The organism is Bariatricus sp. TF06-38A (assembly GCF_027690675.1).
GTDB lineage: Bacteria > Bacillota > Clostridia > Lachnospirales > Lachnospiraceae > Allocoprococcus > Allocoprococcus comes.
The window spans coordinates 1-15,574 of the sequence record NZ_JAQFCE010000021.1 but is presented as its reverse complement, the minus strand read 5'-3'; the positions used below and the strand labels follow the sequence as shown (position 1 = coordinate 15,574).

The 15,574-nt window shown below is 42.9% G+C and carries 11 protein-coding genes; 3 read left to right on the top strand and 8 right to left on the bottom strand.

Annotation, left to right across the window (positions count from 1 at the left end; all coding sequences use genetic code 11):
- Positions 1-35: 35 nt before the first annotated feature.
- On the top strand, positions 36-425 hold the full coding sequence (locus PG418_RS14065) for a Fur family transcriptional regulator (protein ID WP_008375549.1): 390 nt from the start codon (positions 36-38) through the stop codon (positions 423-425).
- A gap of 155 nt (positions 426-580) precedes the next feature.
- Positions 581-1,126 (top strand): NADH peroxidase, encoded by a 546-nt coding sequence (locus PG418_RS14060; protein ID WP_008375550.1) that lies wholly within the window; start codon positions 581-583, stop codon positions 1,124-1,126.
- A 141-nt stretch (positions 1,127-1,267) separates the two neighbouring features.
- On the opposite strand, the gene PG418_RS14055 is transcribed toward PG418_RS14060, so the two are convergent.
- A complete protein-coding gene (locus PG418_RS14055; protein WP_008375551.1) occupies positions 1,268-2,863 on the bottom strand; it encodes a DEAD/DEAH box helicase in 1,596 nt (531 codons plus the stop codon).
- Between the two features lie 325 nt (positions 2,864-3,188).
- Between PG418_RS14055 and trhA the strand changes: the two genes are divergently transcribed.
- Entirely contained in the window at positions 3,189-3,842 is a 654-nt protein-coding gene (gene trhA / locus PG418_RS14050; RefSeq protein WP_055155689.1) for a PAQR family membrane homeostasis protein TrhA, read from the top strand.
- A gap of 115 nt (positions 3,843-3,957) precedes the next feature.
- Here the strand turns inward: trhA and PG418_RS14045 are convergent, their stop codons facing one another.
- The 7 genes from PG418_RS14045 to PG418_RS14015 form a co-directional block, all read right to left on the bottom strand.
- A complete protein-coding gene (locus PG418_RS14045) occupies positions 3,958-4,215 on the bottom strand; it encodes a GIY-YIG nuclease family protein (RefSeq protein ID WP_055155688.1) in 258 nt (85 codons plus the stop codon).
- A 45-nt stretch (positions 4,216-4,260) separates the two neighbouring features.
- Positions 4,261-5,037 carry a M23 family metallopeptidase gene (locus tag PG418_RS14040; protein WP_008375556.1) on the bottom strand — a complete coding sequence of 259 codons (777 nt, stop codon included), beginning with the start codon at positions 5,035-5,037 and terminating at the stop codon, positions 4,261-4,263.
- A gap of 43 nt (positions 5,038-5,080) precedes the next feature.
- Positions 5,081-5,980: a SpoIID/LytB domain-containing protein gene (locus PG418_RS14035; RefSeq protein ID WP_195503057.1), complete on the bottom strand. Its 900-nt coding sequence runs from the start codon at positions 5,978-5,980 to the stop codon at positions 5,081-5,083.
- A 42-nt stretch (positions 5,981-6,022) separates the two neighbouring features.
- On the bottom strand, positions 6,023-8,491 hold the full coding sequence (locus PG418_RS14030) for a glycogen/starch/alpha-glucan phosphorylase (protein WP_173685385.1): 2,469 nt from the start codon (positions 8,489-8,491) through the stop codon (positions 6,023-6,025).
- A 37-nt stretch (positions 8,492-8,528) separates the two neighbouring features.
- Positions 8,529-11,690, bottom strand: coding sequence for an isoleucine--tRNA ligase (ileS, locus tag PG418_RS14025; protein WP_055155686.1), 3,162 nt, complete (start codon positions 11,688-11,690; stop codon positions 8,529-8,531).
- Positions 11,691-12,155: 465 nt separating this feature from the next.
- Entirely contained in the window at positions 12,156-13,619 is a 1,464-nt protein-coding gene (locus PG418_RS14020) for a D-alanyl-D-alanine carboxypeptidase family protein (protein WP_498837545.1), read from the bottom strand.
- Between the two features lie 27 nt (positions 13,620-13,646).
- Positions 13,647-15,359, bottom strand: coding sequence for an ABC-ATPase domain-containing protein (locus tag PG418_RS14015; protein WP_022220322.1), 1,713 nt, complete (start codon positions 15,357-15,359; stop codon positions 13,647-13,649).
- Between the last annotated feature and the right edge of the window lie 215 nt (positions 15,360-15,574).

The following is a 15,574-nucleotide window of genomic DNA, read 5'->3' as shown; positions in this document are numbered from 1 at the left end:
TATTATTATTATCTTTTTTGCAGGAGGTGACATCAATGGCAAATTTAAAATACAGCAGACAGCGTGAGGCTATTAAGGATTATCTTTCCTCTGTTACAACACATCCAACGGCGGATACTGTATATATGCATATCAAAGAAGAATTCCCGAATATCAGTCTCGGAACCGTTTACCGCAATTTAAATCTGCTTGCCGACATAGGCGAGGCGATTAAAATTACAACACCCGATGGCGGCGATCGTTTTGATGCACGTACCAATCCGCATTATCATTTCTATTGCAAGTGCTGCAAGCGAATGATTGATATGGATTTTGATCACATGGATAAGATCAACCAGCTCGCATCCGAAAGTTTCGACGGTCAGATTGAATCACACACCATGCTTTTCTACGGTATCTGCGGTGATTGTTTAAGAAAATCCTGACTATGTGGTATAAATTCAGAAATTTTGAAAAAACTTATCAATTATAGTTGACAAAGACAAATGTATATGTTATCTTAATATCAGTAAAAGTTACTAATATTGTTAACCAAAAGAAATCAAATATACTATCAAAAAAAGAAAAGGAGATTATTATTATGAAGAAATTTGTTTGTACAGTATGTGGTTATGTATACGAAGGCGAAGCAGCACCGGAGAAATGTCCAGTATGTGGCGTAGGCGCTGACAAGTTCACAGAAGTAAAAGAAGGCGAAAGAGAATGGGCTGCAGAGCATGTAGTTGGAGTAGCTAAAGGCGTAAGCGAAGACATCCTTGCCGACCTCAGAGCAAACTTTGAAGGTGAATGTTCAGAAGTAGGAATGTATCTTGCAATGGCAAGAGTAGCTCACAGAGAAGGCTATCCGGAAATCGGACTTTACTGGGAAAAAGCTGCTCACGAAGAAGCAGAACACGCTGCTAAATTCGCAGAACTTCTTGGCGAAGTTGTAACAGACAGCACAAAGAAGAACCTTGAAATGAGAGTAGAAGCAGAACACGGCGCAACAGCAGGTAAATTCGACCTTGCAAAACGTGCAAAAGCTGCAAACCTCGATGCAATCCATGACACAGTTCATGAAATGGCAAGAGACGAAGCAAGACACGGAAAAGCATTCGAAGGATTACTCAAACGCTACTTTGGCTAAGCTACAAGCCGAGCAGGGATAAATAGAAGAGCCCCTGGAAGAACGAATTTATTCATTCTTCCAGGGGCTCTTCTATTTATCCCTATTAGGCGACAGCCTGCAGCGAGAAGTAGCGCAGCGCATTCGAGCTGGCTCGACCTCCTATTTCTGGTTCGCCGGCTCCACAGCCACCGTCTTCCCTTTAATTTTCACGTTCTTCATCGCGTTCAGTACCTCACGGGCATATTCCCTCGGCACCTCAACAAATGTATACTTATCATACATATCAATCGTTCCGATCAGCTTTCCATCCATTCCGCTTTCCCCGGCGATCGCACCAAGAATATCTCCCGGACGTACTCTCTGCTTCTTACCAATATTGATGAACAGACGTACCATTCCGTCCTCACCTGCACCGGTATCTCCAAATTCCCAGTCATTTTCCTCTGTATTTTTATTATCCTCTGTCATTCCACAGCAGATCTTCAAAAATGCTGCTGCCATATCCATCGCTGTAAATTCAGAATTATTGACACGTTCTTCGATCGCATTGATCATCATATCCAGATCTTCCTGCTCGATCACACGCTCCACATCATCCAGAATATTTTCCATCTTAGTATTCGCAACGTCATTCAGTGACGGAACTTTCTGTGCATAGATCTTCGTCTTGCAGTATCTCTGGATCTCTTTCAGTTTGTAAACTTCTTTTCCTGATACGAAAGAAAATGCTCTTCCTTCGCGTCCTGCGCGTCCGGTACGACCGATACGGTGTACATAATATTCATCATCCTGCGGGAGATCATAATTAAATACTGCTTCCACTTCATCTACATCAATTCCACGGGCCGCCACATCCGTCGCTACCAGTATCTCTGTCTTACCGGTCCGAAATCCCTGCATCACGCGGTCTCTCTGTTCCTGCTTCATATCCCCGTGAAGTCCTGCCGCAAAATATCCGCGTCCGAGAAGTGCATTTACCAGAAGATCTACCTGCTTCTTCGTATTACAGAATACAACCGAAAGCCTTGGTGAATAAATATCAAGAAGTCTGGAAAGAACTTCCTCTTTCTTCTTCGGCTTTACATCATAATAATACTGCTCAATATTCGGAACAGTCAGTTCCTTTTTTGTAACTTTGATCACTTTTGCGTTATTCTGGAATTTCTTCGTAATCTCCATGATCGGCTTCGGCATGGTTGCCGAAAAAAGCACAGTCTGGCGCTCCTCAGGAACACCGCTTAATACAAATTCGATATCCTCACGGAATCCCATGTTCAGCATTTCATCTGCTTCATCAAGCACAACCGTGTGTACAAAATCCAGCTTCATTGTCTTTCTGCGCATGTGGTCCATCACACGCCCCGGAGTTCCGATGACGATCTGTGTTCCACTCTTTAAGGAACGGATCTGCTTTACGATATCCTGTCCTCCGTAAATCGGCAGAACCTTGATTCCATGCATATATCTGGACAGGTTGCGGATCTCGTCTGCCACCTGGATTGCAAGCTCTCTGGTCGGGCAGAGAACGATCGCCTGCAGCTTTTTCAGCTTCGGGTCTACCTTTTCCAGAAGCGGGATTCCGAATGCTGCGGTCTTACCGGTTCCGGTCTGTGCCTGCCCGATCAGATCGATCCCGCTAATCATCGCCGGAATCGCCTTCGCCTGAATCGGTGAAGCCTCCTCAAATCCCATGTATCTTACTGCTTTCTGAATCTCTTCCGAAAGTCCCATTTCTTCAAATCTAACTGTTTCCATCCATTATCCTTTCTACTACAATACCAATTACAAATATGACCTTAAACTCCATCATATAAACTCTGCCGGGGCGGATTCTCACGCCTGCGGCGGTCGCTTGCGCCAACTTCCTTATCCGTCGCAATGCACAATAAAAAACTCCTTACTTGGTGACAATACAAGTAAAGAGCATCGTAACATTCGCGTTATATTCTAACAAATAAATTTTAAAAAGTCAATTTTCACTTGCATTTTATGCATAAACGGTATAATATACTCATATACTTAATGTAGTATTGATTACTACGTGTAATGGTTTTAATTATTCATCTCTAAGGAGGGATTTATGATGAAAAAGAAACATATTAAAGATCCAGGAAGTGCAATCACACATTTTATCGGTATGCTGATGGCAATTTTTGCCGCATTTCCACTTTTAATAAAAGCAGCCCACGAACCGAGCCGGATTTACCTGATCTCGCTTGCAATCTATGCAGTCAGCCTGATTCTTTTATACGCCGCAAGCACAACCTACCATACCTTTGATTTTTCCGAACGTGTCAACACGATCCTGAAAAAGATCGACCATATGATGATCTTCGTACTGATCGCCGGAAGCTACACACCAATCTGCCTGCTGGTACTGGAACGCAGAACCGGACTTATCATGCTTGCACTTGTATGGGGTATCGCAATCACCGGAATTATTATCAAAGGGTTCTGGGTATTCTGCCCGAAATGGGTATCCTCCGTCCTCTACATTAGTATGGGATGGATCTGTGTCCTCGCATTCAGTCAGATCCTCAACAATCTGACACGTGCAGAATTCGGATGGCTTCTCGCCGGCGGAATCATTTACACAATCGGCGGTGTGATCTATGCACTGAAGCTTCCGATTTTCAACACTAAGCATAAGAATTTCGGCAGCCACGAAATCTTCCACCTCTTCGTGATGGGCGGAAGTGCCTGCCACTTTGTTGTAATGTATTCTTTATTGTAAACCTTGCATCCTCGAAAAATCCAGAAATCTCGCCCCACTAAAGCTGCGGAAGTAATTTTTTATTCTGCACAAAATGCCAACAGGAGAAGCAAATCTGCTTCTCCTGTTTCATGCCCTACTGCCCCGTCTCTTTATAGCTCATCACTAGCCCAAGCTTCGCCCTCCGCGTCATATGCTTGATCGCATACTCCCGCCGCATCGCCTCTTCCTTTGTCTCAAACTGCTCCAGATACACCAGCTCCACCGGTCTCCTGGATCTGGTGTATTTTGCGCCTTTCCCGGCATTATGCGCTTCCAGACGCTTCTCAATATCATTCGTCCACCCGGTATATAATGTTTCATCCTTGCATTTTAAAATATATGTATAATTCATCGCTTCAAAGAGGGACCAAAAAGCCCCTCTTCCTTTCTTCTGCTCTTATTCTTCAGCCAGATAGTCCATCGGATTGACCGGCTGACCATCTTTTAACATCTCAAAATACAGATTGCAGCCTTCCAGACTGTAATACTTGGTCGGAATCTCCAAATATCCGATCACATTTCCCGCTTCCAAATAATCACCGACTTTCACCTGCACTTCCTTGAGCTGTCCATACATGCACTCGTAACCATTCCCCATATCCAGTGTCACCGTGATTCCCGTCTGCGCAAAGTTATCAATGGATTTTACAAGACCCGGTGCTGCTGCGATCACGTTATCGTTCACCGCACCGGATATGATCATCGCCGGATTATATCTGTACTGATCCAATGTAGAAAAATATACGGTTTTATCCATACTGTAGCTCATCAGCACATTGCCGTCCACCGGCCACAGAAGCTGGCTGTCCTCCCCGAAATTCAGGTTCATTGCCGTTCCTGCGGTCTGCGTGCTGTCCGTCTCCCATGTATCCATCCGATTCTCTGTACTTCCATCTGCTGCCGTATTTGCAGCCTGGCTGTCCTCTTTTGTCACAGGTTCTTCATCTTCCAGCGCTTTCTTTGCAATACTGCTTGTCTCTTCCGTATTTCTTTTGATTTCTTCCTCTTTCGCCTGCTGTTCTTCCTCGATCTTTGCCTGCTCATCCTTCACATTTGCCCGGTAATTTCTCCATGTATAGGCTCCTGTAAGCACAATAGCAGCGGCAAAGCAGACCGCAAGACCGATCGACGCTCTTTTTCTCCTCTTATTAGAGGACTGCTGCTTTTTATTCATATTCTATCACCTCTGACAATATTTTTGCCAGAAAATGACCAACTTATTCTCCCTTTTCGTTTTTTTCGATCACAATATCCGTGACTTCTTCCAGACTGACATCAGTGAAAAAATATTGCAGAATTTCTTCACAGGATTTTCCTTCCTCTGCCATCTTCTTTGCCGTGTACTGGCTCATCCCAAGACCGTGCCCGATTCCCTTTGCCGTAACCCTTGTCTTCCCGTCATAATCCTGAAGCGCAAAGCATGACGAGGCAAGATGATAGGTTCTCCGGAATTCTTCACCATTTACTGTTTCACTGCCACAACGGACCTCTGTCACATACCCGGCATTGTCTGTTCCTGTCACTTCCATGTCGCTTCCCTGGATCATGGACACTGTCATCTCCTCTTTTGCCTCCACATCTTCGGGACATTCCCTGCTCTGAAGATACGGATACTCTTCCGAACCAAACACTTCATTTCCAGACCTTGTTTTTCCGTTGCTTAACCGGTGATACGGAGTCAGAATCAGCCTTCCGTCATACATCAGAACCTGCCCCCTTGTCTCATCCCACGCAGCTTTCATCTTCTCATAATATTCTCCATAATGATCTGCTCCCCAGTTGCTCTCCATCTGCTGCCTGGTCCAGTATTCCTTCGTCAGGACAGTGCTGGTGCCCTCATCCTGGATGCTTTTGTAAATGCTGGTCCGGATCAACACTGCCTGTGCCTTTAACGCTTCCTCCTCTGCATCTCCCTCAATTTCTTTAGCCAGAATCCCGATCCCATATTCATCCAGCGAAATTTTTCTGTTCTTTTCGTCACTTTTTACGGTCACATACGGGCTCGTCCCATTGTCCTGCGCCAAACTGCTTCTGCCATTCAGCAGAATCGTAACCACATACGGAAGTAATATAAGAATGGCAGCAAAATAGCCTGCCTGTCTGAAGTATTTTCGCATAAATAAAACCTCCCATACCACTGTATGAGAGGTTTTGACTGATTATGCTTCTGGTTTAACTGTAACATAATCCAGTTTCCAGATATTATCAACATATTCCTGAATGGTTCTGTCTGAAGTAAATTTACCACAGCTTGCTGTATTCAGAAGTGCCATCTTAGCCCAACGATCCGGATCTTTGTAAGCTTCTTCCACTTTCTTCTGTGCTTCTGCATAAGAGCGGAAGTCTTTCAGGATAAAGTATCTGTCCGGTCTGTCTCCACCCTGTGTATTCAGAAGTGAATTATACAGGTCGCGGAACATCTCATGGTCACCATGTGAATAAGTTCCATCCATCAACTGGTCAACGACTCTCTTAATATCCCAGTCATTGAAGTAGATCTCCTGCGGGTTATATCCGCCATTATTCTCATAGTTGATAACTTCGTCAGAACTAAGGCCGAAAATAAATGCATTTTCAATTCCAACTTCTTCTACGATCTCTACATTGGCTCCATCCATAGTTCCAAGTGTCGGTGCACCGTTCAGCATGAACTTCATGTTACCTGTTCCGGAAGCTTCTTTGGAAGCGGTAGAAATCTGTTCGCTGACATCTGCTGCCGCAAAGATCCATTCGGCGTTGGATACGCGGTAATCTTCGATAAATACGACTTTCAGCTTTCCATTGATGCTCAAGTCATTATTTACCACATCTGCTACAGAGTTGATCAGTTTGATGATCTCTTTTGCACGGACATATCCTGCGGAAGCTTTTGCACCAAAGATAAATGTTCTCGGATAGAAGGACATCTCCGGATGTTCTTTGATCTGGTTGTACAGATACATTACATGCAGAATATTAAGAAGCTGTCTCTTATATTCATGAAGACGCTTAACCTGTACATCATAAATAGATCTCGGATCGATCTCTACTCCATTGTGTTCCAGAATATATTTTGCAAGACGTTCTTTGTTCTTGTATTTGATATCCATAAATTCTGCTCTTGCCTTCGGATCATCCGCAAGCGGTTTTAATTTTGACATCTGGGACAGATCTGTGATCCAGCCGTCTCCGATGTGGTCTGTTACCCAGTCTGCAAGCAGCGGGTTTCCATGAAGAAGGAATCTTCTCTGTGTGATACCATTGGTCTTGTTGTTGAATTTCTCCGGCATCATTTCGTAGAAATCTTTTAATTCCTGATGTTTCAGAATCTCTGTATGAAGTCTTGCAACACCATTTACGGAGTAGCCTGCAATAATAGCCATATGTGCCATTCTTACCTGACCGTCCATCAGGATAGCCATCTTACGGACTTTATCTTCATTGCCCGGATACATACGGCGAACCTGTTCTACAAAACGGCGGTCAATTTCCTGTACAATCTGGTATACACGCGGAAGCAGTCTTGAAAACAGGTCGATCGGCCATTTTTCAAGTGCTTCTGACATGATAGTATGATTGGTGTAAGCAACCGTCTTTGTTGTTACTTCCCATGCTTCATCCCATCCAAGACCTTCCTGGTCAATGAGCAGACGCATCAACTCTGCAACTGCTACAGTCGGGTGAGTATCGTTCATCTGGATCGTAACTTTTTCATACAGTTTGCGCACATCTTTGTGTTTCTTTTTATATTTATCAAGCATAACCTGAAGACTGGCAGATACAAAGAAATACTGCTGTTTCAGACGAAGCTCTTTTCCTGCATAGTGGTTGTCATTTGGATAAAGAACCTCGACGATCGTTTTTGCAAGGTTTTCCTGCTCGATCGCTTTATGGTATTCTCCTCTGTCAAATGCATCCAGTTTAAAGTCTGTGATTGCCTGTGCATCCCAGATACGCAGTGTATTGACTACGTGGTTGCCATATCCTACGATCGGCATATCATATGGAATAGCAAGTACGGATTCATAATTTTCCTGGATGAAATCTTCTTTCTTGGTCTGTTCATTATACTGTACACGAATGGTACCACCAAAACGGACTTCCTTTGCATACTCGTCACGACGGATTTCAAACGGATTGCCATCTTTGAGCCAGTTATCCGGTACTTCTACCTGATAGCCATCTTTGATCTTCTGTTTGAACATACCGTAGCGGTAACGGATTCCACAGCCGTAAGCTGCGTATCCAAGGGATGCAAGTGAATCCAAAAAGCAAGCTGCAAGACGTCCAAGACCACCATTACCAAGTGCTGCATCCGGTTCCTGATCTTCTACCACATTCAGATCAATGCCCATCTCATCAAGGGCTTCTTTTACTTCTTTATATGCAGTCATGTTGATCAGGTTGTTGCCAAGTGCACGTCCCATAAGAAATTCCATTGACATATAATATACTGTCTTTGGATCTTCTTTTTCGTATGTTTTCTGTGTCGCAAGCCAGTCATCTACGATTGCTTCTTTTACTGCATAAGATACTGCCTGGAAAATCTGCTGCGGAGTTGCTTCTTCAATCTCTTTACGATACAGTGTCCGCACATTTTCTTTCACATCATTTTTAAAAGTTTCTTTTTCAAATCTTTTACTGTACATGCTTATATTCCCTTCTCATTTTGCGCAGCGGCAGGGATTATTCTCCCTGCTTTTCTACACCCATATTTACAGCTTCACCGTTGATCTTCCAGTCTTTCACATAGCCTGCAGGTTCAGCCTTTTCAACTGCTACCGCAAGTGTCTCCTGTCCGATCTGCTCTGCATACTCTGCAAATACTTTTTCTGCTTTTTCGCTTCCGTCGTAAGTTACCTTGATCTTGTCCATAACTTCAAATCCGGCTTCCTTACGCATAGTCTGGATCTTACTGATGATCTCACGTACAAATCCTTCTGTCAGAAGTTCTTCTGTCAGGTTTGTATCCAGTACAACGGTGATACCATAGTCACTCTCAGATACATATCCTTCCATCTGTGCCATGTCGATCAGAAGGTCTTCTTTTGTAAGTTCAATTTCCTGTCCATTTACCTGAAGCTTCAGAACACCTGTCGCATTCAGTTCGTCCATAGCAGCATTTCCGTCCAGATTGCTGAGCTCATTTTTGATTCCACCTAACAGTTTACCATATTTTGGTCCAACTGTCTTTAATTGTGGTTTAAATGTATAAGAAGTAAATGCACGAACATCATCTGTAAGTTCGATTTCTTTTACATTCAGCTCATCTGTCACGATATCCTGATAGAACTCCGGCAGATCGGAAGCACCTTTTACGAACATCTTTCCGATTGGCTGACGGTTCTTGATATTGGCTGTATTACGGCATGCACGTCCCATTACAACGATCTTCAGAACTTCATCCATGTTCTCTTCCAGAGTCTTATCGATATAAGCTTCATTTGCAACCGGATAATCACAAAGGTGGATACTTTCCGGAGCGCTTTCATCTACGCTTCTTACCAGGTTCTGATAAATTTCTTCGGTCATGAACGGGATCATCGGTGCTGCAACCTTTGATACCGTAACGAGTGCTGTATAAAGAGTCATGTAAGCATTGATCTTATCCTGTTCCATTCCTTTTGCCCAAAAACGTTCGCGGCTTCGTCTTACATACCAGTTACTCATATCATCTACGAAGTCCTGAAGTGCTCTTGCAGCTTCCGGAATCTGGTAATTTGCAAGATGATTATCTACTGTCTTGATCAGTGTATTCAGTTTTGATAAGAGCCATTTATCCATTACAGATAATTTGTCATATTCAAGTGCATATTTTGTTGCATCAAAATCATCAATATTAGCATACAATACGAAGAATGCATAGGTGTTCCAGAGTGTTCCCATGAACTTTCTCTGTCCTTCCATAACCGCTTTTCCATGGAAACGGTTCGGCAGCCACGGTGCACTGTTTACATAGAAATACCAGCGGATCGCATCTGCACCGTATGTCTCCAGAGCATCAAACGGATCAACCGCATTTCCTTTGGATTTACTCATCTTCTGACCATTTTCATCCTGTACATGTCCGAGAACGATTACGTTCTGGTATGGTGCTTTGTTGAAGATCAGAGTTGAAATTGCCAGCAGAGAATAGAACCATCCTCTTGTCTGGTCAACGGCTTCAGAAATGAACTGAGCCGGGAACTGCTGTTCAAATACTTCTTTATTTTCAAATGGATAGTGATGCTGTGCAAACGGCATGGATCCGCTGTCGAACCAGCAGTCGATAACTTCCGGTACACGGTGCATCTGTTTTCCACACTTCGGACACTTGATTGTTACATCGTCAATATATGGACGGTGAAGCTCGATATCATCCGGGCAGTTGTCTGACATGGATTTTAGTTCTTCAATGCTTCCGATCGAGTGCTGGCATCCGCATTCGCATTCCCAGATATTCAGTGGAGTTCCCCAGTAACGGTTACGGCTGATACCCCAGTCCTGAACATTTTCAAGCCAGTCACCAAAACGTCCTTTACCAATGCTTTCCGGAATCCAGTTGATAGTATTGTTATTTGCGATCAGGTCATCTTTAACTTCTGTCATCTTGATGAACCATGATTCTCTTGCATAGTAGATCAGTGGAGTATCACATCTCCAGCAATGCGGATAACTGTGTTCAAACTTCGGAGCATCGAAGAGAAGTCCACGAGCATCCAGATCTTTAAGTACTTCCGGATCAGCCTTCTTTACAAAGAGTCCTGCAAATGGAGTTGTCTCACCCATATCACCTTTTTCGTCAACAAGCTGCACGAATGGAAGGTCATATTTGCGTCCTACTTTCGCATCATCTTCACCAAATGCTGGTGCCAGATGAACAACACCAGTACCATCTGTCAGAGTTACATAATCATCACAGGTAACAAAGAATGCTTTCTTTTTCTGTTTTGCTGCGCAGTCATATGCACACTGGTAAAGCGGTTCATATTCTTTGTATTCCAGATCTTTTCCTTTGTAAGTTTCCAGAACTTCGTATGCCGGTTTGTCTTCTTCTGCAAATTTTCCAAGTATGGTGTCAAGCAGAGCGCATGCCATATAATAAGTATATCCGTCTGCACATTTTACTTTTGCGTAATCTTCTTCCGGGTTTACGCAGAGTGCGATATTAGACGGAAGAGTCCAAGGTGTGGTTGTCCATGCAAGGATGTATGCATCTTCGTCTTTCACTTTGAAACGAACGATAGCAGAACGTTCTTTGACATCCTTATATCCCTGTGCAACTTCCTGTGCTGAAAGTGGTGTTCCACAACGTGGACAATACGGAACGATCTTAAATCCTTTGTAAAGGAGTCCCTTATCCCAGATTTTCTTCAGAGCCCACCATTCAGACTCGATAAAGTTATTATCATAAGTAACATATGGATTTTCCATATCTGCCCAGAAACCTACTGTAGAAGAGAAATCTTCCCACATTCCTTTGTATTTCCAGACACTTTCTTTACATTTATTGATAAATGGTTCTACACCATATTTTTCAATCTGATCTTTTCCGTCAAGACCGAGCAGCTTTTCTACTTCCAGCTCTACCGGCAGTCCGTGAGTATCCCATCCTGCCTTACGCGGAACCATGTAGCCCTTCATTGTACGGTATCTCGGGATCATATCTTTGATTACACGGGTAAGAACGTGTCCGATATGCGGTTTTCCATTTGCTGTCGGAGGTCCATCGTAGAAAGTATAAGTTTCTCCTTCTTTACGGTTCTCCATACTTTTCTTGAAAATATCTTCTTCATTCCAGAATTTTTCAACTTCTTTTTCTCTGTCTACAAACTTCAGGTCTGTATCCACTTTTTTGTACTTAGCCATGATAAGCTCCTTTCTGAATCAATGACTTTGTATGCATTTTTTGGTATATAGAAAAATGTGCCCCGGCACGTAGTGCCCTTAATTTTGCAGGAAGTTTTTGGAATTTCCTGCAAAATTAAAAAAGACTTTCACCCGTAAAAGGACGAAAGTCTGTACATCGTTAACCACCTGTTACTGCATACCAGCATATGAGTTTCCTGTAACGGGGGAAATAACCGTCAGAACTTACTCGCCAGATTGCTTTCAGTTACTGCAACTCGGAAGTGATGTTCAGATCTACCCTACTTGCACCGGTCTTCCACCATCTCCGGTTCGCTTTACCTTTCAAATAAACCTTACTGTCTTCGTCAATGTCTTTTGATCTTTTTTCACCATTTCTAGGTTATTATAATAAAGAACCCCTTGCTTCGTCAAGGGGTTCTGCGGGATTTCGTGATTCTTTCCTTATATTTGACTGACCAGACGTTAATCTTTGTCAACTTCTCTTCTGCGCTTTCTGTTTGTTTCCACTTTCTTCTTTCTCAAGTGTTTCAGAACAGCCCTCCATACAATAATAAGAAGGAGTACTGCTGCAATCACACAAATTACAAGGATTACCTCTCGTGGTATTGTACTCTGAGCCTGCTTTTGTGTTTCACTGTCTGACTTATTGCCGGACACCTGTGCTTCATTTTCTGTGTTATCCTTCTGCAGATATTCATCACTTAATGTCACAGCTGCTTTTCCGACCGGGTTGCCCTGATAAGTATAAGTTACTGTTCCGGTACTGCTGTTCGTGTCATCCTGCGTAATTTCGTAATCCAGGCTTTGGAAATTTACATTTTCCGGAAGTACAACATATGCATTCGGATCAATTTCTTTAAAATCTGCGGAGTCTTCATAATCCGCAATCGTATATTTTGCGAAATTATTAAATCCATACTCCAGTAAATTGATGGAGTCTGGGTATACATTTTTCCCATGTGTCTTCAAGACAACACTGATCAGCTCCAGATTATCATCTGCTGCACAGGATACCAACGTGTTGAGTGCTTCATCTGTATAACCGGTTTTTCCGGCTATTGTCTTTGGATAATAATAATCGTTTCCCTCGTAAAACATCAGATCACTCTGCTGAAAGGTTCTCGCCTGATTTACCAGATTGGTTGCACCGATCGTATACTGCTGTGTCTGGGCAATCGTCTTGAATTCTTCATGATTTTCAAGCAGTTCCTGTGTAATAAGTGCCATATCACGTGCCGTCGTATAATGGTTCTGCGCATTCAGCCCATTCGGATTTTCAAAATCAGAATTTACTGCTCCCAGCTCTTTTGCGCGTTCATTCATCTTTGCAATAAAGCCATCATATCCTAAACCACCCACATTTTCAGCAATTGCATAAGCAACTTCATTTGCAGATGCCATCAGAAGTGCGTGAAGCGCATCATTTAAAGAAATTTCCTCCCCCGCGATCATTCCGATATAAGCATCCCCCTCTGCTACACAATCCACACTATTCTGTGTAATCGTGATCTTGTCATCAAGATTGCCGTTTTCCAATGCTACAAGTGCCGTTAAAATCTTTGTAATGCTGGCAGGATAAGCCTTTCCGTCAATATTTTTCGCATAAAGGATCGCACCGCTTTTTGCCTCCATGACAATTCCAGCCTCTCCGTAAGTAGCCGGTCCTTCTGGCCAGTTCTCCAGCTCATTGCTGGCAATCTTCATATCATATGCCTGCTGTGTTACTTCATCGATTTTCTGCTGCTGCAGGGCTTTAATTTCTTCTTGATTTTTTTCGGAAGTTTCTTCCTCTGTCAGATTATAATTGCTGACCGTTGTATCAATTGGTTCATTTGCTGACGTATCTTCTGCAAATGCGGTCATTCCAAGACTTCCAACCATCACTGCCACCAGCGATGCACTTAAAATTTTCTTCCATCTCCTCACGGATCTTCTCCTCCAAATTCTTTAATCTTATCCAATAAATCCCCGATATCTGTTCAGGCATGCGTAAATATCCTGTTTACGGATCTGTGCCATCGCTACAGAAACATAACTTCCTTTGCAAAGGGATGCCAGACCCTGCTTCTTAATCTGACTCCAGAGCTTTTCCACGCAAAGATCAACATCCTGTTCCTTCCGTTCCATTTCTTCCAGCAGATTCTTCAGGCAGTACGCTAATGCCGTTGTCTGTTCTGCATCCAGGATTTGTTCTACATATTTCAGATCCACATTTTCTCTTCCAATAGAAAATGAATCCTTACCAAACTGTTTTATCTTCACCTGGTCTCTCTTCTTTTCCATTTTTCCGGCCTTTAAGCTTCTGTGATGATCTTTATCAAATAAGACAGCTACATCAACCGGAACCTTTTTCTCTCCGGTCTCACTTTTTTCACCAATCACCGTTTTCACTTTTTCTGTGATATCGTACGTTCGGTAATTATCCATCTGCAGCACATGATCAGCAATGTAAAAATAAGATCCAGAACTTCCGGCCACCAGAATAATAGAAATTCCCTGCTTTTGATACAGGTTACCTGCCTGAAGAGTAAATGGTGTAATTGGTTCCTGTTCACCGGATACGACAGCCTGCATCAGCTCATCCCTGACCATAAAGTTCGTCGCACAGGTGTCTTCATCGATCAAAAGACATTTTGCACCTGACTGTACCGCTTCTACCACATTTGCAGCCTGCGAAGTCGAACCACTGGCATCCTCTGTGGAAAAATTTACTGTATCTTTCTTATTCGGCAGATCATTGATAAACGGTGAAATATTGATATGGGATACACATCTTCCGTCCTCGGCCCGGATCTTCATCGCAGTATCCGAAGTAATCACGTATTCTCTTCCATCTCCGGCGACGTGATTGTAAATTCCCTGCTCGAGTGCCTTCAGAAGTGTTGATTTTCCATGATATCCTCCACCCACGATCAAAGTAATTCCTTCCGGGATTCCCATTCCTTTTATTTTACCCCGGTGTGGAAGTTCCATCTCTACTTCCATACTTTCCGGTGCTTCAAAAGCAATTGCACCTTTCATAGGCTTCTGTGATACACCGCTTTCTCTTGGCAGTATAGAACCATTTGCCACAAATGCAATAAGTCTCCGCTTTGTCAGTTCTCTTCTTATATAATGTTGATCTTCCGCAAGTTCTATACACTTTTTCACTTCCTGCTGATTCAGGTTCTTATAATATAAAGATCTGTCAGCTATTTCCGGAAGATACTCAAACAAAATCTTCCTCAGTTCAAATGCATTGATCGTCCGTCCATTTGCCGGAAATCCAACTTCAAACCGTACCAGAAGATCTCCATCCTTAATTTCAAATGCAGTCCTGTCCAGAACCTCCTGTCCACAGCGGCTTATCCCAATCAATCCACTTTTTCCGGAACCCTTTGCCTGGAAAATAAATTTGGAAACAGCTTTTCCAAATTGTCTTGTCAGATAATCCTGAAGCGCAATTCTTCTGTGTTCTTCTTTATAATATTCTTCTGGAAATCTCGCCTGGATTTTCTTCACCTGAATACTCAGCTTTGACGGAGAAGCAAATGGATCTCCTTGTACATGATCAATATTGAGCTGGTATCCTTGAAACTGATAGCTTCCTCTCAAATCTTTGTAAGCTGGATAGCTTCTTCGATTGATACTCATCAAATTTTTTTCTAATTCTGCTGCTGATTTCATATCCTGCTCCCTCTTATCAAATTCTATGATGTTGGGGTCAAGAGGTCAAAAATCCTCTTGCAGGCAAGTTTGCATCGGCTTTCTGACCTTTTGACCCTGGTATCATTCTATTTTACTAGCAAAAATTTACTTGGTGCATATTAAATTTTCTATAGAACGAAAAAAGATGTAAACCCAATTTATACAGGATTTACATCTTCTAAATCATGAAGCAT